Source organism: Phenylobacterium sp., assembly GCF_030646615.1.
In the GTDB taxonomy this organism is placed as follows: Bacteria; Pseudomonadota; Alphaproteobacteria; order Caulobacterales; family Caulobacteraceae; genus Phenylobacterium.
Genome location: NZ_JAUSLG010000081.1, coordinates 1 through 25,603 on the forward strand (window position 1 = coordinate 1; position 25,603 = coordinate 25,603).

General features: G+C 68.0%; 20 protein-coding genes. 9 read left to right on the plus strand and 11 right to left on the minus strand.

The features are described 5' to 3' along the window. On the plus strand, positions 1–1,799 hold a 1,799-nt coding region (locus tag Q7S93_RS14650; RefSeq protein ID WP_304714660.1), incomplete at its 5' end, for a vitamin B12 dependent-methionine synthase activation domain-containing protein. Positions 1,800–1,921: 122 nt separating this feature from the next. Then, positions 1,922–2,359 carry a hypothetical protein gene (locus Q7S93_RS14655; protein ID WP_304714661.1) on the plus strand — a complete coding sequence of 146 codons (438 nt, stop codon included), beginning with the start codon at positions 1,922–1,924 and terminating at the stop codon, positions 2,357–2,359. A 68-nt stretch (positions 2,360–2,427) separates the two neighbouring features. On the opposite strand, the gene Q7S93_RS14660 is transcribed toward Q7S93_RS14655, so the two are convergent. The 4 genes from Q7S93_RS14660 to Q7S93_RS14675 form a co-directional block, all read right to left on the minus strand. Then, positions 2,428–5,322 (minus strand): TonB-dependent receptor, encoded by a 2,895-nt coding sequence (locus tag Q7S93_RS14660; protein WP_304714662.1) that lies wholly within the window; start codon positions 5,320–5,322, stop codon positions 2,428–2,430. Between the two features lie 527 nt (positions 5,323–5,849). Next, the gene (locus Q7S93_RS14665) at positions 5,850–8,834 is read right to left on the minus strand and encodes a TonB-dependent receptor domain-containing protein (RefSeq protein ID WP_304714663.1); all 2,985 of its coding nucleotides are present in this window, start codon (positions 8,832–8,834) and stop codon (positions 5,850–5,852) included. A 484-nt stretch (positions 8,835–9,318) separates the two neighbouring features. After that, complete coding sequence (locus Q7S93_RS14670) at positions 9,319–9,960, minus strand: hypothetical protein (protein ID WP_304714664.1); 642 nt, start codon at positions 9,958–9,960, stop codon at positions 9,319–9,321. A 25-nt stretch (positions 9,961–9,985) separates the two neighbouring features. Next, on the minus strand, positions 9,986–13,561 hold the full coding sequence (locus Q7S93_RS14675; RefSeq protein WP_304714666.1) for a hydantoinase B/oxoprolinase family protein: 3,576 nt from the start codon (positions 13,559–13,561) through the stop codon (positions 9,986–9,988). 74 nt (positions 13,562–13,635) lie between these two features. Between Q7S93_RS14675 and Q7S93_RS14680 the strand changes: the two genes are divergently transcribed. The 4 genes from Q7S93_RS14680 to Q7S93_RS14695 all read left to right on the plus strand — a co-directional run bounded on the left by Q7S93_RS14680 (position 13,636) and on the right by Q7S93_RS14695 (position 16,372). Beyond that, on the plus strand, positions 13,636–14,328 hold the full coding sequence (locus tag Q7S93_RS14680; RefSeq protein WP_304714667.1) for a J domain-containing protein: 693 nt from the start codon (positions 13,636–13,638) through the stop codon (positions 14,326–14,328). Positions 14,329–14,427: 99 nt separating this feature from the next. Next, positions 14,428–14,727 (plus strand): hypothetical protein, encoded by a 300-nt coding sequence (locus Q7S93_RS14685; protein ID WP_304714668.1) that lies wholly within the window; start codon positions 14,428–14,430, stop codon positions 14,725–14,727. Between the two features lie 94 nt (positions 14,728–14,821). Beyond that, on the plus strand, positions 14,822–15,112 hold the full coding sequence (locus Q7S93_RS14690) for a putative quinol monooxygenase (protein WP_304714670.1): 291 nt from the start codon (positions 14,822–14,824) through the stop codon (positions 15,110–15,112). Positions 15,113–15,271: 159 nt separating this feature from the next. Beyond that, the gene (locus Q7S93_RS14695; protein ID WP_304714672.1) at positions 15,272–16,372 is read left to right on the plus strand and encodes an NADH:flavin oxidoreductase; all 1,101 of its coding nucleotides are present in this window, start codon (positions 15,272–15,274) and stop codon (positions 16,370–16,372) included. A 58-nt stretch (positions 16,373–16,430) separates the two neighbouring features. Here the strand turns inward: Q7S93_RS14695 and Q7S93_RS14700 are convergent, their stop codons facing one another. Further along, positions 16,431–17,342 (minus strand): SMP-30/gluconolactonase/LRE family protein, encoded by a 912-nt coding sequence (locus Q7S93_RS14700; protein WP_304714673.1) that lies wholly within the window; start codon positions 17,340–17,342, stop codon positions 16,431–16,433. Between the two features lie 74 nt (positions 17,343–17,416). Beyond that, a complete protein-coding gene (locus tag Q7S93_RS14705; RefSeq protein ID WP_304714674.1) occupies positions 17,417–17,935 on the minus strand; it encodes a dihydrofolate reductase in 519 nt (172 codons plus the stop codon). Positions 17,936–18,119: 184 nt separating this feature from the next. Between Q7S93_RS14705 and Q7S93_RS14710 the strand changes: the two genes are divergently transcribed. Then, on the plus strand, positions 18,120–19,295 hold the full coding sequence (locus Q7S93_RS14710) for a hypothetical protein (protein WP_304714675.1): 1,176 nt from the start codon (positions 18,120–18,122) through the stop codon (positions 19,293–19,295). A gap of 34 nt (positions 19,296–19,329) precedes the next feature. Here the strand turns inward: Q7S93_RS14710 and Q7S93_RS14715 are convergent, their stop codons facing one another. Together Q7S93_RS14715 and Q7S93_RS14720 are read right to left on the minus strand one after the other, a co-directional pair. Next, positions 19,330–20,160, minus strand: a complete 831-nt coding sequence (locus tag Q7S93_RS14715; protein WP_304714676.1) for a thymidylate synthase — start codon at positions 20,158–20,160, stop codon at positions 19,330–19,332. A 101-nt stretch (positions 20,161–20,261) separates the two neighbouring features. Continuing rightward, positions 20,262–20,816, minus strand: coding sequence for a DUF924 family protein (locus Q7S93_RS14720; protein ID WP_304714677.1), 555 nt, complete (start codon positions 20,814–20,816; stop codon positions 20,262–20,264). Positions 20,817–21,008: 192 nt separating this feature from the next. On the opposite strand from Q7S93_RS14720, the gene ilvC reads away from it, so the two are divergent. Beyond that, entirely contained in the window at positions 21,009–22,028 is a 1,020-nt protein-coding gene (gene ilvC, locus Q7S93_RS14725) for a ketol-acid reductoisomerase (RefSeq protein ID WP_304714678.1), read from the plus strand. Positions 22,029–22,109: 81 nt separating this feature from the next. Here ilvC and Q7S93_RS14730 read toward each other — a convergent pair whose 3' ends face one another. Further along, positions 22,110–22,841: a M23 family metallopeptidase gene (locus tag Q7S93_RS14730; RefSeq protein WP_304714679.1), complete on the minus strand. Its 732-nt coding sequence runs from the start codon at positions 22,839–22,841 to the stop codon at positions 22,110–22,112. Positions 22,842–23,031: 190 nt separating this feature from the next. Next, positions 23,032–23,799: a tRNA1(Val) (adenine(37)-N6)-methyltransferase gene (locus Q7S93_RS14735; RefSeq protein WP_304714680.1), complete on the minus strand. Its 768-nt coding sequence runs from the start codon at positions 23,797–23,799 to the stop codon at positions 23,032–23,034. Between the two features lie 109 nt (positions 23,800–23,908). Here Q7S93_RS14735 and Q7S93_RS14740 point away from each other — a divergent pair, with 109 nt between their 5' ends. Beyond that, the gene (locus Q7S93_RS14740) at positions 23,909–24,919 is read left to right on the plus strand and encodes a polyprenyl synthetase family protein (RefSeq protein WP_304714681.1); all 1,011 of its coding nucleotides are present in this window, start codon (positions 23,909–23,911) and stop codon (positions 24,917–24,919) included. Between the two features lie 11 nt (positions 24,920–24,930). On the opposite strand, the gene Q7S93_RS14745 is transcribed toward Q7S93_RS14740, so the two are convergent. After that, positions 24,931–25,536: a DUF3617 domain-containing protein gene (locus Q7S93_RS14745; protein WP_304714682.1), complete on the minus strand. Its 606-nt coding sequence runs from the start codon at positions 25,534–25,536 to the stop codon at positions 24,931–24,933. Positions 25,537–25,603 lie beyond the last annotated feature (67 nt).

Below are 25,603 nucleotides of genomic sequence, written 5' to 3' on the forward strand. Positions count from 1 at the left end.
GGCTGGTGGAGCTGGCGCCCAAGTACAAGGGCGGCAAGAGCGAAGCCAAGGGGCCTGACCTCGCCTGGCGTGAAGCCGAGGTGGCCGAGCGGCTGAAGCACGCCCTGGTCAAGGGCGTCACCGAGTTCATTGAGGCTGATACGGAAGAGGCCCGCCAGCAGGCCGAACGGCCCCTGCACGTCATCGAAGGCCCGCTGATGGCCGGGATGGACGTGGTCGGCGACCTGTTCGGCTCAGGCAAGATGTTCCTGCCGCAGGTGGTCAAGTCCGCCCGGGTGATGAAGCAGGCCGTGGCCTATCTGATGCCCTTCATGGAGGCCGAGAAGGAGGGCAAGCCCCGTGAGGCCGCCGGCAAGAGACTGATGGCCACGGTCAAGGGCGACGTCCACGACATCGGCAAGAACATCGTCGGCGTGGTCCTGCAGTGTAACAATTACGAGGTCATCGACCTGGGCGTCATGGTTCAGGCCGACCGCATCCTGGACGAGGCCAAGGCCCACGGGGTCGACATCATCGGCCTGTCGGGCCTGATCACGCCCTCCCTGGACGAAATGGTTTTCGTGGCGAGCGAGATGGAGCGTCGCGGCTTCGACATCCCGCTGCTGATCGGCGGGGCGACCACGTCCAAGACCCATACGGCTGTGAAGATCGCGCCGTCGTACAAGGCCGGCTCCACCACCTATGTGCTGGACGCCAGCCGGGCGGTCGGCGTGGTGTCGGGTCTGCTGTCGCCCACCGAGCGCGACCGCATCCAGGCCGAGACGGCGGCTGAATATGTGAAGGTCCGCGAGCAGTACGCCCGGGGCCTGACCAACCGCGCCCGCTCCAGCCTGGCCGAAGCCCGCGCCAAGGCCTTCTCCATCGACTGGGCCGACTATGATCCGCCTAAGCCGAGTTTCACCGGCCTGCGCAGCTTCGAGGCCTGGGACCTCGGCGACCTGGCCGCCCACATCGACTGGACGCCCTTCTTCGCCTCCTGGCAGCTGGTGGGCCGGTTCCCGCAGATCCTGGAGGACGACGTGGTCGGCGAGGCGGCGCGCAACCTCTATGCCGACGCCCAGGCCATGCTGAAGACCATCGTTGCGGAGAAGTGGTTCACCGCCAAGGGCGTGGTGGGCTTCTGGCCGGCCAATGCCGATGGCGACGATGTAGTGGTCTATGCCGACGAGAGCCGGGTCACCGAACTCGCCCGCTTCCACACCCTGCGCCAGCAGATCGCCAAGACCGGCGACAAGGCCAATGTGGCCCTGGCGGACTTCATCGCGCCCATCGGGACCAAGCCCGACTGGATCGGCGGGTTTGCGGTCACCGCCGGTCACGGGGAGGCGGCCATCGCCGCCCGGTTCAAGGCTGCGGACGACGACTATAACGCCATCCTGGCCGCCGCCCTGGCCGACCGCCTGGCCGAGGCCGTCGCCGAGGCCATGCACCGCAAGGTCCGGACCGAACTGTGGGGTTTCGCGCCGGACGAGCCCTTCGACATCGACGCCCTGATCTCCGAAAAGTACCAGGGCATCCGGCCGGCCGCTGGCTATCCGGCCCAGCCTGACCACACGGAAAAGGAAACCCTGTTCCGCCTGCTGGACGCCACAGGGAAGACCGGCATCGAACTCACCGAGAGCTTCGCCATGACTCCGCCGTCCTCGGTCTCGGGCCTCTATTTCGCCCACCCCCAGTCGCACTATTTCGGGGTTGGGCGGATCGAGAAGGACCAGGTCGAGGACTATGCCCGCCGCAAGGGCTGGGACCTGAAGAAGGCAGAGCGCTGGCTCAGCCCTATCCTGAACTACGAGCCCTAGGCCGGCGTGGCCGCGCGCCCGCAGCCCATCTTTGTGGCCACCACCTGGGCCTTGAGGCGTTGAACTTCACTTGATGGCCCGGCCACCCCAGTGGCGCTCGGGCGCGATCCTGGAGGTTCGACTTGCGACGTCTGATTTATCCCGCGCTCTGCGCCAGCCTTGTGGCTCTCGGCGCCTGCTCCACCGAGCGGGCGGCCAGCGAAGACCCCTATGCCGGCCTGGATGAGGCCATCCGTGTCTGGCGCACCGATCTCGTGGCGAGTTCGGCCTGCCCTGCGCCAGGGCCCGACGCGCAGGTGGCGGGGCCGGGCGCGGCCGAAGGCTGCCGCGCGTTCAGCGTCGCCTGCAAGGTCGAAGCCGAGTTGACGGAGGCCGAGGCCGCTGAAGGCGTGGCCGCAAAGGCCCTGACCGCCATGCGATGGGAAGCCTGGAATCCCAACGACCAGGAGTTTCGCCAGACCTCGGCGGCGGCGGAGTTCGTGCGCACGGGGGAGACGTGGGAACGGACCGAGGCGGCGCCCGTCAACCTCTCGACCTGCAGCCCCCTGACGCCCCCCTGAGCTAGGCCAAGAAAAAGGGGCGGCGCACGCGGCGCCGCCCCAGTTCGTATCGCCGATGGCTTCTGGTCTTAGAAGCGCTTGGTGACGTTCAGCTTGTAGTAGCGGCCCAGCGGATTGGCCGTGAAGGGATCGTAGGAGAGGTCCAGGCGCGCGAACGGCGGGTCCTGGTCGAACGCGTTGATCACAGAGGCGCTGACCGTCGTGTCCCAGGGCAGGAACACGCGATAGGCGATATCGGTGGTCACGAAGGCGTCGATCTTCTGACCGTCCGGACCGTTGGAGAAGGTCGCCGAGCCCGCGCGGGTGTCGACCATGTTGTCGATGTAGCGGATGGTCGCCCGGATGTTGTGAATGTCGCGGGTGTACTCGGTGTAGAACGACCCGCGCCATTGCGGCTGAGAGCCGTAGCCGAGGTAGTCCATCGTACCGACATAGTCGGTGGCCGGCGCAACCTCGATGCCCTCGATGACATTGGCGTCAACGGCGTATTCCAGGACGTAGGTCAGGTCGACGCCGAAGTTCATGTCGCCGCCCAGCACATCCCTGGCCCGGTAGGTGGCCGAGACGTCGATCCCGCTGGTCTTCACGTCCGGCCCGTTGACGTAGTTGATGCGCACCCGGTTGATGGCCGAGGCGCCGCAGGCGCCGGTGAAGGTGATCCGCGACAGCAGGGCCGCAAACTCAGGATTGGCGCAGTTGTTCGCTCCGGCCGACCCGTTGGGGAAGATGGTGTTGACGATATCGGAGCCCGACTCGTTGTCGATCGGACCTTCGAAGTCGAACGCCCAGTAGTCGACCGAAGCTCGGAAGTCGCCGAAGTCGAACAGGGCGCCGAGGTTCAGCGTCACCGCTTCTTCCGGCTCCAGGTTCGGGTTGCCGAAGGTGTCATAGGCACGGTAGCCGCCGGCTGCCGTGGTGTAGGCCAGAGACGTGGTCGAAGACGACGTGATCTGGGTGATCGGCGGGGCGCGGAAGGTGGTGCCGGCTGAGGCGCGGAAGGCGAGCCAGTTCGCCGCCTGCCAGCGGAGCGCCACCTTGGGATTGGTGGTCGAGCCGACATTGCCGCCGTAGTCCTCGTGACGCACCGCCAGGGTGGCGGTGATGTCGTTGGTGATCGGAACGCTCAGCTCACCGAAGGCCGAGACCACCGACTGATCAAGATCGTAGTCAGACAGGGCGCCGAAGAAGCTGAACGGGCCATTCTGGTTCACGCAGGTGGCGGCCGGATTGATCGAGGAGTCGGGGCAGGGGCTGACGGCGACATTGGTGAAGTCGCTGTTCTGACGCTCCAGGCCGCTCCAGCGATACTGGGCGCCGGCCGCCCAGCCGATCTCGCCGCCGCCGAAGTCGATCGGCAGCCGGCCGTTGAACACCAGGTCGGCGGTGTAGAGCTGCGAGCGGATCGAATAGGCGTACTCGTCGAAAATGTAGTCGAGGACTTCGCGGCTGTTGGCCGTGCTGGCCACATAGTTCGGGTTGGTCCGCCCGTCGACCGCATTGGCCTCAATGCCGGAGGAGAAGGGGTTGAACCAGAGGCAGCCATTGGCGCCGGGAGTCGTGCCCGTGCAGTTGAAGCCGCCCAGGCCCTTCAGCGCCTGCTGAAGGCGACCCACCAGGATGTCGGGGGTGGCGACGTCGCTGGTGTCGTCCATGTAGGTCATGGAGGCGTCCCAGCCGATGCCGCTGCCGAACTCGAGTTCGCCCTTCAGGCTGGCCGAGATCCGGTAGGCGTCAAAGCGACGCTTGTCTTCCTTGCCCAGACCCTCGAACAGGTCGTTGCCGTCGACGCCGATCGGACGCCAGGCGACCGAGGTGAAGAGGCCCGCCGTGGCGGCCGAGGCCGGGATCTGGCCCGGATTGGTGGCCAGCAGGGCCTGGAGGCCGGGGTTGGCGGCCGGCACGAAGAAGCCGTTGCCCTGGGCCTTGGTGGTCAGGGTCGAGGACGGGAAGTTGTTCGGCGGATAGGACGGCGACGACGCTTCGTTCGACACGTCATGCCCGGCATAGAGGGCTTCCACGTGGAAGGTCGTGGTGTCGTTGATGTCGAAGTTGAACTCGCCGTACAGCTGCCATTGGTCTTCTTCCTCGATGAGGTTGTTGAAGCCGATGTACTGGAACTGGCAGAGCGTGCCGCCGGTCTGCGGGCCGGAGATGACGTTACACGCCGGGTCGGTGACCGGGCTGGTGTAGCTGGCGCCGCCATTGGTGCTGGCCAGGAACAGGCCGGGATTGCCGAAGGACGACCAGCCGCCCTGCGGGTTTTCCGTGTAGGGCCGGATCGCGAAGTCGCGCTCGGTGGTCGACAGCGGCGAGCGATGGCGATAGCCGGCGGTCAGCAGCATGCTGGACCGGTCGCCGACGTGGCCATAGGCGACGCTGGTGTTGTACTCGCCGTCCGAGCCGTCGATCGCCGAATAGCCGGCCTGGACTTCCAGGCCATCGAAATTCTTGCGGGTGATGAAGTTGACCACGCCGCCGATGGCGTCGGAACCGTAGGTGGCGGCCGCGCCGTCCTTCAGCACTTCGACCCGGCCAATGGCCGCGCTCGGGATCAGGTTGGTGTCCACATAGATGGAGCCAGGCGAGGTGGCCATGCGGCGGCCGTTGAACAGCACCAGGGTGCGCTCGGCGCCGAGACCGCGGAGGTTGGCGCTGCTCGTGCCCGTCGTCTGACCGGCGCCGAACTGGTTGGATTCACCGACGACGCCCTGCATGGCGGGGATCGACTTCATCAGGTCGACGGTCGAGGGGGAGCCTTGCTTCTGCAGTTCGTCATTGCCGATGACGTTGACCGGCAGGGCGGCGTCCTCGGGCGTGCCGGCGATGAACGAGCCGGTGACGACGATCTCTTCGACCACGGTGGGCGAGTTGCCGCCTGTGGCTTGAGCCGCGGCCTGACCGGCCGACAGGGCCGTGGCGACGGCGAGGACCGAAGCGGTCACCAGATAATGCGAGCTTCTCATGCGTTTCCCCGTATTGCTTAATTTAGCGGCAGAGCGATCAAATCTGACCGCCAGCGCGCTTAGTGGCGTGCCCGGCGGATAAAAATCAAGGTTCCTGCGCAGAGCGGCCAGAAAAGCGCGGGAATAAACTGCGCTGCAGCGTCAAAAATACTATGTCACATAGGTATACATAACGACGATCCGTCAAATACGGCCGACGCGCTGTGTGGTGTGATCAAAAAAAGACGCTATAAATCAACGACCGATAATCGTACGCAGCGTCAAAATGGCGACTGACGCCAAACTGTCGCATTGGCGCCACACCCCGCCAGGAAATTGACGCTGCGGCGCCGAAGAGGCCAGATCCGCACCTCAGGCTGGCCATACCCAATCCTCTACAGGTTCGCCAATCCGTGTGCTGCGAAGGAATCGACGCGGGGCAAAGGCCAGAACCCGCCGCCATTCCCATGGTGCGCTGCGCTGTCGCAGGCAAGAAAAAGGGGGCGGCCAGACTGGCCGCCCCCAAAGATCAGCCCGTGTAACCGGACTTAGAACTTCTTGCGCAGACCGAGCTTGAAGTTACGGCCATACACATTCCCGATCGCGGGATCGTAGGAATACTCAATCCGCGAGGCCGACGGATCTTCGTCGGTCACGTTGAGGATCGAGGCGGTCAGGGTGGTGTTCCAGGGCAGGAACACGCGATAGGTCAGGTCGAGGGTCGCGAACGGATCGACCTCCTGGCCGAAGGTGACCAGCTGGCAGCCCGTGGTGGCGGCCGCATTGGCGACCGTGCAGGGGACCGCCGAGAAGCCGGTGTTCACCACGGTCGGGCCGCGGTTGTCGGTCACGCCGTCGATGTAGTTGACCGTGGCGCGCATGTTGTGCGGGCCATTGTCGTACTCGGCATAGAAGGCGCCGCGCCATTCCGGGATGGTGCCGGGCAGGCGATCATAGTTGGCGAAGCCCACAGCCTCGTAGGAGTCGGTCACCATCACGCCATTGAGGATGAAGGCGTCCTGCTCGTATTCGAGGACGTAGCTGACCGTAGCGTTCAGGCTGACCTGGCCGCCGAAGACATCGCCCGGATAGTCATAGTCCAGGGTGACGTCGATGCCCGAGGTGCGCAGTTCCGGACCGTTGACCAGGTCCGACTGGATCCGGGAGATGTCCGACGCCATCGTCACGCCCTGAACGCAGGCGTTGTTGTTGGAGAAGGTCACCAGGTAGCGGAGCGGATCGGCGCAGTCGACGAACTGGGCGCCGTTGCCCGGACCATTGCCGACCGCATTGCCCACCACATTGGCCGGCACGCGGACGATCTGGTCTTCCAGCTTGATGCTCCAGTAGTCGACCAGGGCGCGGAAGTCGCCGAAGTCAGCCACGGCGCCGACGCTGTAGGTGAAGGCCTTTTCCGGGCCGATCGACGGGTTGCCGAAGGCGTCCACGGACTTGAAGGCGTTGCCTGCAGCCTGGATGCCCGCCAGGCCCGTCGCGCCGCCGGGAGCCCGGTCGGTCGGGGTCGGGCCACGGAAGGTGGTGCCGACCGAGCCGCGCAGGGACAGCCAATCGGTGGTGTCCCACTTCATCGACAGCTTGGGGTTGGTCGTGGAGCCGGTCTCGCCGCCGTAGTCCTCGAAGCGCACCGCCAGGGCGGCGTTGAGGGTGTCGAGGATGGGCAGGTTCAACTCGCCGAACACCGCGTAGATCGACTCGTCCACGTAGTAGGGCTGCGACTGCCCCAGGAACATGTAGGGGCCGGTCTGGATCGCGCAGCTCGTGTCGCCCGGCACGGGGCAGGGCGTGATGTTGCGGTCATAGAAGTCGCTGCCCAGGCGACGGGTCTGTTCGGACGAGCGCCATTGGCCGCCGGCCGCCCAGTTGACGACGCCGCCCGGCAGTTCGAAGCCGGTCGTGCCGTTGAACACCAGGTCGAGGACGTAGAGTTCGTTGGTGGTCTCGCCGATCTGGTCGTCATAGAGCCAGCGCGACAGGGCCGGGCTGTTGGCCTGGGCCGGGTTGTAGGTCGGGTTGGCGCCGCCCAGGATCGGGTTGCCCGGATAGGCGGTGGAGAAGGGGTTCAGCCATTCGCAGCCGTTTGCGCCGGGCGTATTGCCGGTGCAGTTCGGGCCGCCCAGGCCGCGCAGGGCGAGGTCCAGACGGTTGATCAGGATGTCGCGGGTGACCCCGTAGGCCTGATTGCGCGAATAGGTGAAGGCCAGATCCCAGCCGATGCCGCCGGCGACATCGAATTCGCCCTTCAGGCCGGTGGCGATGCGGAACAGTTCATAGGACCGCTCGCCCTTCTGGCCGTCATAGCCGAAGCCCGGATTGCCGCCGCTGGCGAAGGGACGCCACAGGGTCAGCTGCAGGCCCGAGCCCGGAAGCGCCGCATAGGCGCCCGCCGCCGCCGCGCTGGCGAAGATCTGCGGGTTGGCCGCCAGGAACGACTGGACATAGGGGTTCGACTTGGGCGCGAAGTACTGGGTGCTGCCCGGGCCGAACGGCCCCTGGGTCGGGGGATAGGACGGCGAGTAGCCGATGTTCGGCACATCGGTCTTCGAGTACATGCCCTCGAGGAAGAACTCGGTCGTCTCGGTGAGGTCGAAGTTCAGTTCACCGTACAGCTGATAGCGGTCGGTCTCTTCGATCAGGTTGGCGAAGGGAACATAGCTGTAATAGCAGGCCGGCAGCTGGCTGGCGCCCGACTGATAGACGCCCTCATAGCCGCCCACCGCGCCGCAGCTGGCTTCGCGGATCGAACCCACGGCGTCGCCGTAGTTGGGATCAGGCGTGCCCGGAATGGTCGGCAGGTCGGCGCCGAGGCGCGCGACATAGAAGCCCGGGTTGGACAGGAAGGACCAGCCGCTCGGGTTGGTGGTGTAGTCCTGGTAAGCCCAGTCCCGCTCCATGGTGTCGAGTTCGGAACGGTGCTGATAGCCGGCGGCGACGAAGGCGCTGCCGCGCTCGCCCTGCCAGCCCCAGGCGGCGCTCATATTGTACTCGCCGTCCGTGCCGTCGACGTAGCGGTACTCGCCCGACACCTCGAAGCCCTCGAAGGTCTTCTTGGTGATGAAGTTGATCACGCCGCCGATGGCGTCGGAGCCGTAGGTGGCCGCGGCGCCGTCCTTCAGCAGCTCAACCCGGCCGATCGCCGCGGTCGGGATCAGGTTGGTGTCGACGCCGGTCAGCGGGTCGGTCGACATGAAGCGGCGGCCGTTGAACAGCACCAGGGTCCGCTGCGGGCCAAGCCCGCGCATGTTGATCGAACCCGCGCCGATGGAGCCCTGGGCCGAGGTCGAGAACTGGTTGGTGTCGCCCAGCACCGGGCCGCTGATCGTCAGCGACTTGATGAGTTCGGTCGTGGAGGGCGAACCCTGCTTTTCCAGTTCCGCAGCGCTGATGACGTCCACCGGCAGGGCGGCGTTCTCAGGCGTACCGGCGATGAATGAGCCGGTGACAACAATTTCCTCGACCTCGGTCTGGGCTGAAGCCTGACCCGCCGCAAGGCTGAGAGCGAGGGCGACAGCCATGGTCGAGGCCGTCGACAAGTATTTTGAACTCCTCACACGTTTCCCCTTTGAGCTTTAGAAGCATCCTGGATCAAAACCGATCCGATGGGGCGTAATGAACGGCTGAAGGATAATAAATCAAGACCGCCATTTGGCGTATTTGCTCAATTACACTGTATATAGAATGCGGTTCCGTCAGATATAAACGAGCCGTTAACGTATATAGCGGTGATACGCCAAAATCGGCCCGACATTCGTCTACCGTTTTCGAAAAACCACAATGAAAACAGAGATGAAAAAAGGTCTCGGCGTCAAAATTCGAGGCGAGTCATGGCGCTGTCACGTTCCCGCCACACCAAGCCCGAAATCGGGCCAAAGGCGGCTTTTTTGCCCGGGATGAGGCCAAATGCGGCGTCGGAGCGTCATCCGCGCAGAAAAAAGCCCCGCGGCGGGACGAATCCGCGCCGACGGGGCGACTTGTCTTGCGAGGGCTGAGGTTTGCGGATCAGCCGCCTGGGGTCTGCTCGACGACGGCGTCGCGGTCTGCGCCGGCGTCTTCAGGCGCGACGTCCGGCTTGCCCGCGCCCGGCGCCTCAGGCTCTGCGGTAAGGTCGAAGGCTGGGCCCATCAGGGCGGCCCGCTGCTCCAGGACCGTGGCTGTGGCCTCGCACCGGGCCGGCAGGGTCCAGCTCATCCATTCCTGCGCCAGGCGCGCCTTGGGCAGGTCCTCGGCCCGGCTCCAGGTGATGCGCCCCCGGCGGATGGCGTCGGCGCCCTGGGCGTTGATCGGCCGCGGGCTCGCCTTCTCAGCGGCCTCCATGGCGCGGCTGAACAGGGCGAGATTCCGGGCGCTCAGTTCGTCGAGCTCGTCGTAGACCCTGAGGTCGTCGGCCAGGGAAGATCCCGGACGGCGGAAGGCGGTTTCGATGCGGGTGACTTCCGGCATCACCTGGTCGCGCAGGCCCTTGTGCGCCGATAGGGCGCCATAGCACCAGGCCACAAGACCGTAGGGATCGCGGGGCGCGCCCGGCGGGAAGGCCGCTTCGACGGTTTCGGCCGCCGCTTCGGGGGGCGCCGCGGCGATGGCTTGGGCGGCGTCGGCGTCCTGCGCCAGGAGCGTCAGAGCAAAAAGGAGCGGGGAAATCACGGAGAGTCACCTCGGAAGATCTGGGTCAGTCGGCCGACGCCGATCCGTATCCCCCGCCCCCGGGAGTCTGGATTTCGATGGCGTCGCCGGGCTCGACCTGAATGGAAAAACAGCCCGGCAGGTCCTTTACCTCGCCCGCCGCGGTGATCAAAGCCTGCCGGCCCGGCCGACCGGGCCCGCCCCCGGCCAGACCCTGCGGCGCATGGGTCCTGCGGGTGGACAGCAGGGCGGCTTCCATGCGGCTCAGGAAACGCAGCCGCCGCACCACGCCGTCGCCCCCGCGGCGGGCGCCCTGGCCGCCGGAATTCGGCGCCAGCGCGAAGGTCTCGAGGCGGACCGGATAGCGGCGCTCCAGGATTTCGGGGTCCGTCAGCCGCGAATTGGTCATGTGGGTGTGGACGCCGCTGGCCCCGTCGTGCGCCGCGCTCGCGCCGGCCCCGCCGCAGATGGTCTCGTAATACTGCCGGGTGGCGTCGCCGAAGGTGAAGTTGTTCATGCTGCCCTGGGCGCAGGCCATGACGCCGAGCGCGGCATAGAGGGCATCCACCACATGCTGGCTGGTCTCCACATTGCCGGCCACCACCGCAGCGCCGGGGGCGGGATCGAGCATGGAGCCAGGGCGGGTGCGGATGTCCAAGGGCGCCAGGCAGCCGGCGTTCAGGGGAATGTCGTCGTCCACCAGGGTGCGGAACACATAGAGCGCCGCCGCATCGACGATGGAGGCGGGCGCATTGAAGTTCGATCCCAGCTGGTCGGCGCTGTCGCGGAAATCCAGGGTGGCGGAACCCGCCTCGGCGTCCACCGACGTCCGAACGACGATCCGGCCGCCGCCATCCATGGGCAGGTCGGCATGGCCGTCGCTGAGACGGCCCAGGGCGCGCCGCACGGCGGCCGTGGCGTTCTCCTGGACGAAGCCCATATACTGGGTGACGAGGCCTGCGCCGAAGGCCGCGATCATCGCCGACACCGCCTCGCCCCCAGCCCGACAGGCGGCGATCTGGGCCTTCAGGTCGGCGATGTTCCGGTCCGGCGCCCGCGCAGGCCAGGGGCCGGCGGCCAGGGCGGCGCGCACGTCGGCCTCCAGAAACGCTCCGCCCTGCATGATCGGCAGGGCGTCCAGCAGCACCCCTTCCTCGGCGATGGTGCGGGAAAAGGGCGGCATGGAGCCGGGCTGGATTCCGCCGATGTCGGCATGGTGGCCGCGGGCCGCCACATAGAAGCTCGGCCTATCCGCGCCGCCGACGAAGATCGGCATGACCACGGTGATGTCGGGCAGGTGGGTGCCCCCGGCATAGGGATTGTTCAGGGCGAAGGCCTGGCCGGGGCGGAGCTGGGTGTGACGGTCGCGCACGGCCCGCACGCTGGCGCCCATGGAGCCCAGGTGGACGGGCATGTGCGGGGCGTTGGCCACCAGGCCGCCCTCGGGATCGAACAGGGCGCAGGAGAAGTCGAGCCGCTCCTTGATGTTCACCGAATGCGCCGTCCGCTCCAGGGCCGCGCCCATGGCCTCGGCCACCCCCATGAAGCGGCGGTTGAACAGTTCAAGGGTGATCGGGTCGGCTTCGTCGGCCCCGGCGAGCGAGAGGCCAGCGTCCCCTTGGCCCTGTTGCTCAAGCTCGACCAGACCCTCGGCCCGCGCCGTGGCCCGCCAACCCGGCAGGACGGCGATCTGGGTGTCGTCGCGGATGATCAGGGCGGGGCCATCCTGTTGGACCAGGGCGTCCGCCTCGATCACCGGGACCTGTTGCGGCGCGCCATCCACGACGAAGGCGGCCTGGGGCGCCGGCAAGCCTGACGGGGGCGCGGCGCCCTCGGACCCAAGCGTGGCGGCCTCCACATGGCGGGCGGCCGCCTCGGCCTCGACGCTGGCGATCAGGATGGCGCGCTCGGCCTCGATGAAACCGAACAGCCGCTGGTGGGCCGTCTCGAAGGCCTGGCGCACCGCAGCCACCGGACCCGGGGCGGCCGGGAGTTCCGCATCGGCCCCGCCATAGCGCAGGCGAAGGGTGATCTGCGTCGCGCCGGCGTCTGCGCCCTGGGCTTCCAGGTCGCAGCGGGCCTGGTCGCTCAGTCGGCTGGCGACGCCCTCGGCTGCAGCAAGACCCGCCTCATCCAGAGGGAGCTCCAGCCCCGCCTGTCGCAGGGCGCTGACCTGGGCCTGGCCGATGCCATAGGCCGACAGCAGGCTGCCGAAGCGGGGGCAGAGCACGCGGGTGACCCCCAGGGCCTGGGCCGTCTGGCAAGCGACCTGGCCCGCCGCGCCGCCAAAGGCCACCAGCCCGTGCTCGCGAGGGTCGAAGCCCCGTTCGGTCGAGATGCGGCGGATCGCCAGGGCCATCTGCTCGACGGCGATGGCGATGAAGCCCTCGGCCGCGGCCTCGGCGCTGGGGGCGCCCATGGCCCGGGCCAGTTCGTCCAGGCGCCGGCGTGCGGCGTCCGGATCGAGTGGAGCGTCGTTCGCCGGGCCGAAGACGGCGGGAAAGCGGCGCGGGTCAAGCCGGCCCAGCACCAGATTGGCGTCCGTCACGGTCGCCGGCCCCCCGCGACCATAGGCGGCCGGGCCTGGATCGGCGCCGGCGCTGTGTGGCCCCACCCGGGCGCGCAGGCCATCAAAGGTGAGGATCGAGCCGCCGCCGGCCGCCACCGTCTCCACATCCAGCATGGGGCTTCGCAGGCGAACGCCCGCCACCTGGGCCTTGTCCCGTCGCTCGAGGCGCCCGGCATAGCGACAGACGTCGGTGGAGGTGCCGCCCATGTCGAAGCCCAGCACGGCCTGCGCGCCGGCCGCTTGGGCGGTGGCGGCCACGCCGACCACGCCGCCGGCCGGGCCCGAGGTCACGGCGTCACGGCCGCGGAAGGCGCTGGCTGGCGCAAGCGCGCCTGCCGAGGTCATGAAGTAAAGCGGGGCGCCCGCCACGGCCTCGGCCACCTGGCGCACATAGGCCTGCAGCACCGGCGTGAGATAGGCGTCGGCCACCGTCGTCTCGGCCCGCGGCAGGAAGCGGGGCAGGGGCGAGACCTCATGGGAGAGGGCGACGAACTCGAAGCCCGCCGCCGCCGCCAACTCGCCGGCCCGTCGCTCGTGGGCGCCGCTGAGGTCCGAATGCATAAAGGCGATGGCTACGGAGACGCAGCCCTGCCCCCGGGCCTTGGCCAGGACCTGGCGGACCTCGTCCTCGTCCAGGGCTGCGACCACCCCGCCTGTGGCGTCCAGGCGCTCGGTCACCTCGGCGGCCATGGCGTAGAGGGGCTCGGGCCGTACGATGTTCAGGGCGAAAAGGTCGGGCCGCGTCTGGTCGCCGAGGCGCAGGGCGTCGCCGAAGCCGCGGGTGGTCAGGAACAGGGTCGGCGCGCCGCGGCGCTCCAGCAGCGCATTGGTCGCCACCGTCGTGCCCATGCGGATCGCGCGGACCATTTCAGCCGGAAAGGCGGCGCCGGGGCTGGCCTTGAGCACCCGGCGCATGGCCTCGACGGCGGCGTCCGCATAGGCGTTCGACGCCGACAAGAGCTTGAGCGTAAGGACCTCGCCGTCGTCCCGGCGGGCGATCACATCGGTGAACGTGCCGCCCCGATCGATCCAGAAGCTCCAGAGTCTGTCCAAAACTTAACCCGCCCCATGCTGGTTTGGCGTTGTCATCAGGACGCCTTCTTCCTAAGGCTTGTGGCATTAGACCAATGAGTTTCTGGCGCAAAATCGCTGGCCTTGCCGTCCGTCTCCCCGACGCGGCAGAGTGCCCCGACTGCCCTGCCGGCCTGCCGGGGCAGGATCCTGCGTTCTCGACCGCTGTCACCGCCCTGGGCGCCAAGCTGGCGCGGGCCGATGGCGAGGTGGGACGTGCGGAGTTTGACGCCTTTTCCGAAGTCTTCCAGTCCGATGAGGCCTCCCGGCCCAATATCCGGCGCCTCTACAATCTGGCCCGCCAGACCACTCGCGGCTTCGAGAGCTATGCTCGGCGTCTGTCGCGGCGCTATCGCAACTGTCCCCAAATCCTTGAGGATGTGCTGGACGGCCTGTTCCACATCGCCGCCTCCGACGGGGCCGTCACCGATGACGAACTCGCCTATCTGGAGCGGGTGGCCGAACTGTTCGGCTTCTCCGAGCTGGTGTTCCGGCGGCTGAAGGCGACGCATCTCGGCCTGGGCGCCGATGATCCCTATGCCGTACTCGGCGCGCCGCACGACGCCAGCGACGATCAGCTGCGGGCGGCCTGGAAGATCGCCCTGATCGAGAACCACCCCGACCGCGCCCGCTCCCGGGGCCTGCCCCAGGAGTTCATCGAGGTCGCCGAGGCCAAGGCCAAGGCGATCAACTCGGCCTTCGAGGCGGCGATGCGAGAACGCCGCGAAATGGCGCTGGTCGGCGCATAAAGCGTCATCCTGTCGCCACCTTCGCTTCGGAGATTGACGTTCGGGAGCGTAAGGCGAACATATTCGTTAGCCCTCCAGATGGAGCGACCAGAGAAGACCATGGCTCAGCAGGACCCTCAGGGCGGCAAGTCGGCCCTTCAAAGCCTCACCGCGGCCGGCGGCGCGATCGCGGCGGCCGTCGCCGTCGTGGTCGGCGTGGTCCTGGCCTTCGTCTTCGCCGCCACAGTGGTGGTCTTCGGCCTGGTGCTCAGCGCCCTGGTGGCGCTGGTCGCCCTGGCGGTGCGGGCCAGTCGTCTGGGCCGACGCAGGTCGAGCGCGCCGGAGGATGACGGGATCCTCGAAGCCCGCCATCTGGGCGGCCACAGCTGGGTGGCCTATGGTTGGAACGAGCGCGCCTAGACTCGCCTGAGACCTGATCTGCGCGCTACGGCGCTTGCCCCTCGCCGGGCCGGCCTCTACCCTCGATTCAAACAATCGTTGGGAGACGAAGCGAATGATCGGCGTAGTGGCGACCCTCAAGGTCCAGGACGGCAAGGGCGACGAGTTCGAGGCGGTGTTCAAGGACCTCATGGCCCAGGTGAAGGCCAACGAGCCGGGCTGCATCGCCTACCAGCTCACCAAGAGCCGCACCGAGGCCGGGACCTACAAGGTGCTGGAGCTCTACGCCAACGAGGATGCGCTCAAGGCCCACGGCCAGAGCGAGTACTTCAAGGCCGCCGGCCCGAAGATGGGCCCCTGCCTCGCCGGCCGTCCGGAAATCGAATACCTCGACGCCGTTCAGTAGGCTCACTCAGAACCCGTTGAAGAGCCCGGGATCCCACCGCAGGTCCCGGGCTTTCGCATGTCTGGGCCGGCCGTGGGGCCGCTGACAGAATTTCTACAGTGACGGCTGGGGTGACTTGTCCTTAGGTTCGGTTCGAACGAACGTTTGAATGGAGTTCCCATGGCCGTCGACGCCCTCTTCCGCCCTTTCAGCTACAAGGGCCTGCACCTCAAGAACCGGATCGTCATGGCGCCCATGACGCGGTCCTTCTCGCCGGGCGGGGTGGCGACCGAAGAGGTGGCGCAGTACTACCGCCGCCGCGCCGAGGCCGATGTCGGCCTGATCATCTCCGAGGGTACGGGGGTCAATCGCCCGGCCTCGGTCAATGACAAGAACGTGCCGCGCTTCCACGGCGAGGCCGAGCTCGCCGCCTGGAAGCGGGTGATCGACTCCGTCCACGAGGTCGGCGGCAAGATGGCCCCCCAGCTGTGGCATGTGGGCGCCGTGCGCACCCGCGATCCGGAGTGGGCGCCGTCCGGTCCCTATGACAGCCCCTCAGGCCTGTCGCGTCCCGGCAAGCAGTTTGGCGAGGCCATGACCGACGAGGAGGTGGCCGACGCCATCGCCGCCTTCGCCCAGGCCGCCGCCGACGCCAAGGCGCTCGGCTTCGACGCCGTCGAACTGCACGGCGCCCACGGCTATCTGATCGACCAGTTCTTCTGGGACGGCACCAATGTCCGCGAGGACGCCTATGGGGCCAAGGATCTGCCTGGCCGCGCCCGCTTCGCCGCCGACATCCTGCGCGCCGTGCGCCAGGCTGTGGGTCCCGACTATCCGGTGATCATCCGGATCAGCCAGTGGAAGCAGCAGGACTATGAGGTGAAGATGGCCGCCAATCCCAAGGAGATGGAAGCCTGGCTCGGGACGCTGACGGCGGCCGGCGCCGACATGCTGCACTGCTCGCAACGGCGCTTCTGGGAGCCGGAATTCGAAGGCTCGGACCTGAACTTCGCCGGCTGGGCCAAGAAGCTCACCGGCGTGCCGACCATCACCGTCGGCTCCGTCGGCCTTGATGGGGAATTCATCGCCGCCTTCGCCGGGGAGGGGTCGCAGCCCGCCTCCCTGGACAAGCTCCTCGACCGCCTGGAGCGGGACGAGTTCGACCTAGTGGGCGTTGGCCGCGCCCTGCTGCAGGACCCCGAATGGGCCAGGAAGGTCAAGGAAGGCCGCACCGCCGAACTGGCGCCCTTCGAACGGGCCGCCATGGCCAAGCTCTACTAGGGCCAGATCGACTGAGGTTCGCAGGCCCGGCGTTCGCCGGGCCTGCAGAGCCCCGTTTTCAGGCGTTGTAGTTGAGCTTCAGGCCGGGCCGTGGCCAGCGGGCCTTGTAGAGCCGCCCGGTGGCCGAGGCGGTGATCCAGGCATCGCGCATATCGGCCCCGCCGAAGCAGATATTGGTCACGATCATATCCGGAACCGGGAAGTGCTCGGTCGCGCCCGAGGGGTCGAAGGCGGTGATCCCGCCGTTGATGATCGTCGCCACGCAGACCTTGCCGCCCGCCTCCACCGCCAGGCTGTCCAACAGCTGATAGCCGGGCAGGTTGGCCACCACCCGCCCAGGGCCGAACCCGGCCTGCGCCTTCAACTGGCCCGGCGCCTCGATATCGAAGGCCCAGAGCCGGCCAAGCTGGGTGTCGGCCAGATAGACCACATCCTCATCCGGCGAGAGACCCACCCCATTGGGCGAGATCAGGTGGTCGCGCAGCCGCGCCACATGGCTGCCATCGGTCTTGGCGTAGTAGAGCGCCCCGAACTTGCGGCCCTCGGGCGTGGAGCAGCCATGGTCGCTGAACCAGAAGCCCCCCTGCCGGTCGAAGACCAGGTCATTGGGGCCGACGAACCGCCGGCCCTCGCAGGCCTCGTAGAGGGTGGTGAGGTCGCCGGTCTTCAGATCGTAGCGCTGGATCAGCCCGCCGGTATGGCTGGCCGGCGTCGGGCCGGGGATGGTCAGGCCATCCTGCTGTGGCCAGGTGAAGGAGCCGCCATTGTTGGTGATGTAGATCGCCCCGTCCGGACCGATGGCCGCGCCATTGGGGCCGCCGCCGGTCTCCACCAGGGTCTCGCGGCGCCCGTCCGGGGTGATGCGCGACAGACGCTGGGCCTTGATTTCGGTCAGCACCACCGAGCCGTCGGCCATGGCGATGGGGCCTTCGGGAAATTCCAGGCCTTCGCAGACCAGTTCGATGTCCATGGGCGTCCTCCTCATTCTTGTTGAGGGGAGTATGGCCGGCGCCGTGGCGTAAGGGCCAGGGGCTTCGAGAGGCCTCAGCGGCGTTCGAGAACCCGCAGGACGAACGGATATTCATCATCCTCGCCGGCCGGATGACGCACCGCGGAGACTTCGGTCCAGGCGCCCTCGTCGAAGGGGGCCAGGACCACGTCGCCCTCCACCTCGGCCTCGACCTCGGTCAGATAGATCCGCTGGGCGCGGGGCAGGGCCAGGGCGAACAGGGAGGCGCCGCCGATCACGCACACCTCCTCGGCCCCGTCATCCTCGGCCATCTCCCGGCCGATCTGCACCGCCTCGGTGAAGTCCTCGCACACCAGGGCGTCCCGCGGTGCGAAGGACCCGTCGCGGCTGAGCACGATATTGGTGCGGCCGGGCAGGGGCTTCTTGGGCAGGCTGTCCCAGGTCTTGCGGCCCATGATGACCGGCTTGCCCAGGGTCAGGGCGCGGAAGTTGACCAGGTCGCTCTTCAGCCGCCAGGGCAGGCCCCCCTCGCGACCGATGACGCCATTGCGGGCGCGGGCGATGGGACCGGCGGTGAGGAGGATGCGAGCCATGGACCGGACCTACCCGACCCACGGCTCGCAGGGAAGGCTCAGGCCGTCGCGATGGCGGGTGGGAGAGCCGCTCACGCCCCAGAGGAGGGGCGCGCGACCCTAAGGGCCCGGGGGAGCTTGATCGGCGTCAATGGGCATGGATGAAACGCGCCCATAAGGTCTCCACACGGGTGGAGGATGGACCATGGATCGACGGCGCTTCCTGCGGACAGCCGGCCTCACGGGGGCGGGCGTGGTCGTGGCCGGCGGCGCTGCCGCCGCTTACCGGGCCAGTAATGTCGGCCTGTTCCCCAGCGATCCGTCGCCGTTCGAGGCCTGGGACGCGCTGGAGGGGCAGAAGCCCGGGGCGGCGGAGGGCCTGCTGGCGGCTGCGATCCTGGCGTCCAATCCTCACAACACCCAACCCTGGCGCCTCGGGGCGGACGAGACCCTGTTCGTGGTCGAGGCAGATCCCAACCGCCATCTCGGCGCCTTCGATCCGTTCCGGCGGGAGATGTGGATAGGACTGGGCGGGGCTGTGGCCTGCGCCGAGGTGGCGGCGCCGGGGCTCGGCTTCCGTCTGGGCGAACCCCAGGTGGTCCAGACCGGGCCGGCCGGCGCCGGGCGGATCGAGGCGGCGATCAGCCGCGTCGATCCCACGCCTCACCCGTTGGCCAGCGGCCTGTCGGCCCGGCGCACCAACCGCGCGTCCTATGATCCGGCCCCCGTGCCGCTGGAAACCCTGCAGCAGGTGTTGAGCCTGGCCGGGGAGGCGCCTGGGGTGCGGCTGGCGATCCACCCTCGGGACTCCGACGCCGGTCAGGCCTTTGCCGCGGCCACCGTGTCGGCCACCGAGGCGATCAACGGCGACGCCGAGATGAGCGGCGACGGCCACAGGTGGTTTCGCCATAACCCCCGGGACGTGGCCCGCCACCGCGACGGCGTCGCCGTGGCCACCTCGGGCCTGTCCCCGGTCATGAGCGCCCTGGGACAGATGCTGCCGCCCATGGATGCCGCCACCGCCGGCGGCTATTGGCTCGACTCCACACGCCGTCAGGTCGAGGGGGCCGGCGGCTTCGGCTGGATGCTGGTGGACGACCTCGATGACCGCAACGCCCAGCTGGCGGTGGGGCGCCTTTGGCAGCGGCTGCACCTGGCCCTCACCGGGGCGGGCCTGGCTGGCCACCCCTTGAACCAGCTGCCGGAAATGGTGGATCGCGACCGCCAGCTCGGCCGCAGCGGACCCTGGGCGGCCCAGGCCGCCGCCCTGGCGCCCGAGGGCGGCCGCCTGACCTTCGGCTTTCGCTTTGGCGGACCCCTTCGCGAGGTCCCGCATTCGGCCCGTCGTCAGCTGGACGCGGTGAGGCTGCAGGCGACTTGAATCAGACCGTCGGCCCAAAGGCCTTAGCGCGTCCTCAGACCGCGATGGGCGCGGCGATCTTGTCGTGGGCCTTGTAGCCAGTGACCTTGAAGTCCTCGTAGTCGAAGGAAAACAGGTCGCGCTTGTCGGCCAGCGTCAGGGTCGGGAAGGGGTAGGGCTCCCGCGTCAGCTGCTCACGGGCCTGGTCCAGGTGGTTCAGATAGAGGTGGGCGTCGCCCAGGGTATGGACGAATTCCCCGGGCTCCAGGCCTGTCACCTTGGCCACCATCATCGTCAGCAGGGCGTAGCTGGCGATGTTGAAGGGCACGCCCAGGAACACGTCGGCCGAGCGCTGATAGAGCTGGCAGGACAGTCGGCCTTCGGCCACGAAGAACTGGAACAGGCAGTGGCACGGCGGCAGGGCCATGTCGTCCACATCGGCCGGGTTCCAGGCGCTGACAATGTGCCGGCGGGAATGCGGCGTGGTCTTCAGGCTTTCGACCACATTGGCCATCTGGTCGATCACCCGGCCGTCCGGGGCGGTCCAGGATCGCCACTGCTTGCCATAGACCGGGCCAAGCTCGCCACCCTCGTCGGCCCATTCGTCCCAGATGCTGACGCCCCGCTCCTGTAGCCAGCCGACATTGGTGTCGCCGCGCAGGAACCACAGCAACTCCAGGATGATCGACTTGCGATGCAGCTTCTTGGTGGTCAGCAGCGGGAAGCCCTGGGCCAGGTCGAAGCGCATCTGGCGGCCGAATACGCCCAGCGTGCCGGTGCCGGTGCGGTCGCCGCGCTGGACGCCGGTTTCCAGAATGTCGGCCAGCAGGTTGAGATACTGGCGCTCAGGATGTTCGGCGCGGGACGGGGAGACGTGAGCGTTCACGGGCGAGGCTTTCGCGTCGAATTCAGAGGGCCAGCTTTCCATGATTCGCGCAGGCTCCGCGCGGGGCGGCAAGGCCCTGCGGCGGTCGGCCCACAGGTGTCTCAACCCGCAAAGCCCCCCTCATCGAGGAAGGCCTGCTCGCTGGGCGTGGTGCGGCGGCCGAGGGCGGCGTTGCGGTGAGGGAAGCGGCCGAAGCGCACGATGATGTCCCGGTGCAGTTCGGCCCACTTCAGGGTTTCGGCGTCGCCCTCGGCCGCCTTGAGGGCCGCGCACAGCCGCACGGCTTCGTCCTGGTCGCCCATGTCCTCGGAATGCTCATAGGGCAGATAGAAGAAGGGGCGCAGGATCGCCTCGCTCGCCTGGTCGTGGCCCGCCGAGATGGCGGCCTTGGCGATGGCCCGGGCCTTGCCGTCGGTGGCGAAGGCGTGGCCGGAGTCGCGGAAGATGTTGCGGGGGATCTGGTCGAGCAGGATCAGCAGGGCCAGCGCGCCGCCGGCGTCTTCGGCCCAGGCGTCGAGTTCGCCCCGGGCGGCGGCATGGTGAGCAGCCTCGAAGTCCCGCGCCAGGGCTCGGTCGAAGGCCTCGTCCTTGGCGAACCACTTGGCCGGGCCGGCTTCCCGCCAGGTGTCGACCACCTGCTTGGCTGTTACGTCCATGGGCTTCTCCAGTGTGGCCGGGGAGTGTCTGCGGGCCGGGCCTGCGGCGCAAGCGGCCTTGATCGTGCAATGAGAGGGCCTGAGTGACGTTGCGCCGCTTGACCTTTGCGCAAAAAAACGGTCGATAGCGCGGCCTTTGCCGCGGCGCCGTTGCTCGGTTCCGTGGCCGAACCCTGTCCCAGGAGAACAATCATGCGCGTCTACTATGATCGCGACGCCGACCTCGCCCGCATCCTGGACAAGAAGATCGCCATCGTAGGCTATGGTTCCCAGGGTCGCGCACATGCGCTCAACCTCGTCGACTCCGGTGTGAAGAACGTGGTGGTCGCCCTGCGCCCCGGTTCGGCCACCGCCAAGAAGGTCGAGGCCGATGGCCTGAAGGTGATGACCGTCGCCGAAGCCGCCGCCTGGGCCGACGCCATGATGGTCCTGGCGCCGGACGAACTGCAGCGGGACATCTACGCCAACGAGATCGCCCCCAATATCCGTGACGGCGCGGCCCTGCTGTTCGCCCACGGCCTGAACGTGCATTTCAACCTGATCGAGCCCAAGACTTCCATCGACGTGCTGATGGTGGCGCCCAAGGGGCCTGGCCATACGGTGCGCGGCGAATACCAGAAGGGCGGCGGCGTCCCCTGCCTGATCGCCATCCACCAGAACCCGACCGGCAACGCCATGGACTTCGGCCTGGCCTATGCCTCGGCCATCGGCGGCGGTCGCTCGGGCGTGATCGAGACCACCTTCCGCGAAGAGTGCGAGACCGACCTGTTCGGCGAACAGGCCGTGCTCTGCGGCGGCCTGGTGGAGCTGATCCGGGCCGGTTTCGAAACCCTGGTCGAGGCCGGCTACGCGCCGGAAATGGCCTATTTCGAGTGCCTCCACGAGGTGAAGCTGATCGTCGACCTCATCTATGAGGGCGGCATCGCCAACATGAACTACTCGATCTCCAACACCGCGGAGTACGGCGAGTACGTCACCGGCCCCCGCATTGTCACGGCCGAAACCAAGGCCGAGATGAAGCGCGTGCTGGAAGACATCCAGTCGGGCCGCTTCGTCCGCGACTTCATGGCCGAAAACCAGGCTGGCCAGCCCAGCTTCAAGGCCACCCGCCGTCGGGGTTCGGAGCACCAGATCGAGGAAGTGGGTCAGCGGCTGCGCGCCATGATGCCCTGGATCACCAAGAACAAGCTGGTGGACCAGGCCCGCAACTAGGGTCCTGCTGCAGATCGCGGCCTAGATCCGGTCGACAAGAAGCCCTCTCCCGACGCCGGGGGAGGGCTTTTTCGTGGGCGATCAGTCGGCGGTGGTCTCGATCGCCTGGTAACGGGCCACGATCACGTCGGAGGCGGCGAAGCGTTCCTTGGCCTGAGCCTTGGTCCTGGCCAGCTCCAGGTGGACGTGGTCGGTCATGCCGCCGGGATAGCGATCCTGCAGGGTGCGCGCCTTGCCGATGGGCGCGCCCAGGGCGACGACCTGGCCCTCTTTCACGTCGGGGTCGATGTAGAAGACGCGGGCCTCGTAACCGAGCGCCGGGTTGGTGATCTCGACGAACTTCAGGTCCGGATCGCTGGCATAGGCGACGCCGATCTTGGTCACATAGCCGGAGATCGGGGCTCTGACGGTCTGGCCGGCCTGGGCGGCATAGTCGACCCCCTCGTGGTGGCGGTGGCCGCCATCGCGGGAGGCGCCGAACGCGCCTGAACCATAGGCGTCGAAGGTGCGCGGCGCCTGGCCTGTGGGGTTGACGAAGTCGGCCGCCCCATCGCCGTCCACATCGCGGCCTTGCCAGACCAGCTGTCGGGCGACGATGGGTTTGATGACCGGACGGGGACCGCGCATGGCGTCGAACAGCGGCGCTGTGACCTGGGCTTGGGACAGCCTCTGGACGATCCCGCCCCCGCCGCCGGCGCTGGCGACGGCGCTGGTGGCCACGGTGGCGCAGAGTGTGGCGGCGGTGAGGGCGAACAGGCGGGTGGCCACGAAGCGCCCGTCCATGCGGGCGATCATCAGGTCAAGCGTCTTCAAACGTCTCGTTCTCTTTGATGTAGCCCGAGGGGAACCCAGGGCGGCTTGATTTGTTATGGGGACAAGGCAAGGGCCGCCGGAGCGGCCGCCCGAGCCAGCCATATCGTTCGTCCGGAGACTATAGACGTCGAATGGGGCGCCCATGCGGCGCATTGTCTCGTGGAATCAGTCTCTTACGGTCACGCTTGCCCTATAGCCAGGGCAGGTCCGCCTCGCCGCGGAGCACGGCCTCGGCTTCGGGCGTATGCTTGGCCGCGCCATCCCGAGGGTGAAGAATGAGCGCCGGAAGCAGGCGTAAAGGCGCCTTTCCGGTCTTGATCGCCCGCACCAGGACGCGTTTGGCTGGGGCGTCGGCGAAGGGGTGAATGGCCCGCACCTGGAACGAACCGGCGCTGGCGCCGAGTCCCGCCAGGAGGTCGGCCAGCCGGTCCGCCCGGTGAATCAGGGTGATGGTCCCGCCTTCACGCACCGCTTTCAGCAGGAAGGTCGTCCACGCCTTGAGGCCCGCTTCGGCCATCCATGCCCCGCGCTTTTCGACCGCCGGCGCCCGGAGCGCGGCGGGATCGTCGAAGAACGGCGGATTGGACAGGGCCGCATCGAAAGGCGTCAGGCCCAGGGCGGCGAAGCCCGCATCGACATCCCCGCTGATCGCCTCGACGCGGTCGGCCAGGTGGTTCAGCGCCGCGTTCTCCTTGGCCAGGGCCAGGGCGCCGACGTCCCGCTCGACGCCGATGAAACACGCCCCGGCGCGGCGCTTGGCCGCAGTCATCAGGACGGCGCCGGCGCCGCATCCCGCCTCGATCACCCGGGCGCCGGGGGCGGCGTCACAGGCCGCCGCCAGCAGGGCCGCGTCCAGCCCCGCCCGATAGCCCCGGCTCGGCTGACGCAAGGTCACCCGTCCCCCCAGGAGGCGGTTCTCCGTGGGGCTTTCGAGCGGGACGACGGGAAGCTCGGACATGAGCCGCTCCAGATGCGCGGGCGCGCCTTGACCGCCCCCTATCGCGTGACCATTGTCCGGACGCAACGGCGGCCCCGCAATGGGCTGTCCTATCTGGAGCACCTTTGTCGTGGACGCCGCCGCCGCAGACCCCCGGACTAAGCCGGTCAGCCTGGATAACCTGCTGAAGCTCGCGGCTGCGGACATGGCCGGCGTCGACGGCCTGATCCGCGACCGCATGCAGAGCCCCGTCTCTGTGATTCCCGCCCTGGCCGAACACCTGATCGGCGGGTCGGCCAAGCGCCTGCGCCCCCTGCTGACCGTGGCCGCAGCCCGCCTGGCCGGCTCGACGGAGGATCATTGCCGCAAGCTGGCGGCGGCCGTGGAGTTCATCCACACCGCCACCCTGCTGCATGACGATGTGGTGGATTCCTCGGAGCTGCGCCGGGGCAAGGTGGCCGCCCACCTGATCTGGGGCGCGCCGTCCAGCGTGCTGGTGGGGGACTTCCTGTTCGCCCGGGCCTTCGAGCTGATGGTCGAGACGGGCTCCATGTCGGCCTTGGAGATCCTGGCCCGCGCCAGCCGGGTGATCGCCGAGGGCGAGGTGCTGCAGCTCACCCGGGCCCACGATCTCGATCTGGACGAAGCCGTCTATCTAGAGATCATCAAGGCCAAGACCGCCGAGCTGTTCGCCGCCGCGGCCGAGGCCGGCGGCGTCTGCGCCGGCGCCTCGCCCGAGCGCGCCGCGGCCCTGCGCCGCTATGGCCAGGAGCTGGGCCTGGCCTTCCAGCTTGTGGATGACGCCCTGGATTATTCCGGGGCCAGCGACACCCTGGGCAAGAACCCCGGCGACGACTTCCGGGAAGGCAAGGCGACCCTGCCGCTGATCCTGGCCATCCATCGCACCGGCGCGCAGGAGCGGGAATTCTGGATGCGGACGGTGGACGCCCGGGACCAGTCCGAGGCCGATTTCGAGCGGGCGCGCACCCTGGTGCACGACTCCGGCGCCCTCGACGTCACCCTTGAGACCGCCGCCGGCTACGCTCAGAGCGCCAAGGCCGCCCTGTCGGTGTTTCCCGCCAACGACTGGCGTGTGGCCATGGAAGACCTCGCCGACTTCGCCGTGGCCCGCCGCAGCTAGTTAACGGCCGCTCAGCTTCCCGCGCCGGCCCCGGCCATATCCAGCAGGTTGAGGCGAATTCCACCGGGCAGCTCCATGTCCCCGGGGCGGAAGCCCTCGGGACAGGCGCCCTGCCAGGCGCTCTCGATATTGATCTGGCGGGTCCCGTTCATCTGCGGCGCTTCGGCCCCGACGGTCGAACTCTGCGCCTGGACCACATATCGGCTGTCAAAATCGCCGGTGGCCACGCCCGAGGTGGTGGTCTTGCCGCCCGTGCCCATGTCGCAGACCGACGAGAACTGCCAGCCGCCGTCGGCGCGAGGGGTGACGAGGTTCTTTTCGCAGCCCTCGGTGGTCGCCTGCTGGCCCCACCAGCTCAGCCGCTGTTCCAGGGCCTGGTCGATGCAGATGCGGCTGACCTGAACCATGCCTTCGGTGGAGACCCGCTGTTCCCAGAGTCCCGGCTTGCGCCTGGGCGGGGTCGGCGTGGCCGCCTGATCGCCAGCCGGGGCGCCCGCCTCGGCGGGACCAGCGGCCTCGGGGGCCTGTTCCGGCGTCTCATCAGCGCCCTTGCGGTTGCAGGCCGCAAGGGCCAGCACGGCCAGGCCCAGGGCCGCCATCGTCGAAAGCCTGCGCATCTTTCCCATCTCCCCCGAAGCCGCCATCATCGTTCAGACTTAGCCGGGATCGAAACCGGGGTTAAGT

Bases quoted from the DNA above. Each gene is read 5' to 3' on its own strand.
- Q7S93_RS14680 (WP_304714667.1), top strand. From the start codon at position 13,636: ATGAGTTTCTGGCGCAAAATCGCTGGCCTTGCCGTCCGTCTCCCCGAC.
- Q7S93_RS14685 (WP_304714668.1), top strand. From the start codon at position 14,428: ATGGCTCAGCAGGACCCTCAGGGCGGCAAGTCGGCCCTTCAAAGCCTC.
- Q7S93_RS14745 (WP_304714682.1), bottom strand. From the start codon at position 25,536: ATGCGCAGGCTTTCGACGATGGCGGCCCTGGGCCTGGCCGTGCTGGCC.
- Q7S93_RS14700 (WP_304714673.1), bottom strand. From the start codon at position 17,342: ATGGACATCGAACTGGTCTGCGAAGGCCTGGAATTTCCCGAAGGCCCC.
- Q7S93_RS14705 (WP_304714674.1), bottom strand. From the start codon at position 17,935: ATGGCTCGCATCCTCCTCACCGCCGGTCCCATCGCCCGCGCCCGCAAT.
- Q7S93_RS14660 (WP_304714662.1), bottom strand. From the start codon at position 5,322: ATGAGAAGCTCGCATTATCTGGTGACCGCTTCGGTCCTCGCCGTCGCC.
- ilvC (WP_304714678.1), top strand. From the start codon at position 21,009: ATGCGCGTCTACTATGATCGCGACGCCGACCTCGCCCGCATCCTGGAC.
- Q7S93_RS14735 (WP_304714680.1), bottom strand. From the start codon at position 23,799: ATGTCCGAGCTTCCCGTCGTCCCGCTCGAAAGCCCCACGGAGAACCGC.
- Q7S93_RS14690 (WP_304714670.1), top strand. From the start codon at position 14,822: ATGATCGGCGTAGTGGCGACCCTCAAGGTCCAGGACGGCAAGGGCGAC.
- Q7S93_RS14710 (WP_304714675.1), top strand. From the start codon at position 18,120: ATGGATCGACGGCGCTTCCTGCGGACAGCCGGCCTCACGGGGGCGGGC.
- Q7S93_RS14665 (WP_304714663.1), bottom strand. From the start codon at position 8,834: ATGGCTGTCGCCCTCGCTCTCAGCCTTGCGGCGGGTCAGGCTTCAGCC.
- Q7S93_RS14720 (WP_304714677.1), bottom strand. From the start codon at position 20,816: ATGGACGTAACAGCCAAGCAGGTGGTCGACACCTGGCGGGAAGCCGGC.
- Q7S93_RS14695 (WP_304714672.1), top strand. From the start codon at position 15,272: ATGGCCGTCGACGCCCTCTTCCGCCCTTTCAGCTACAAGGGCCTGCAC.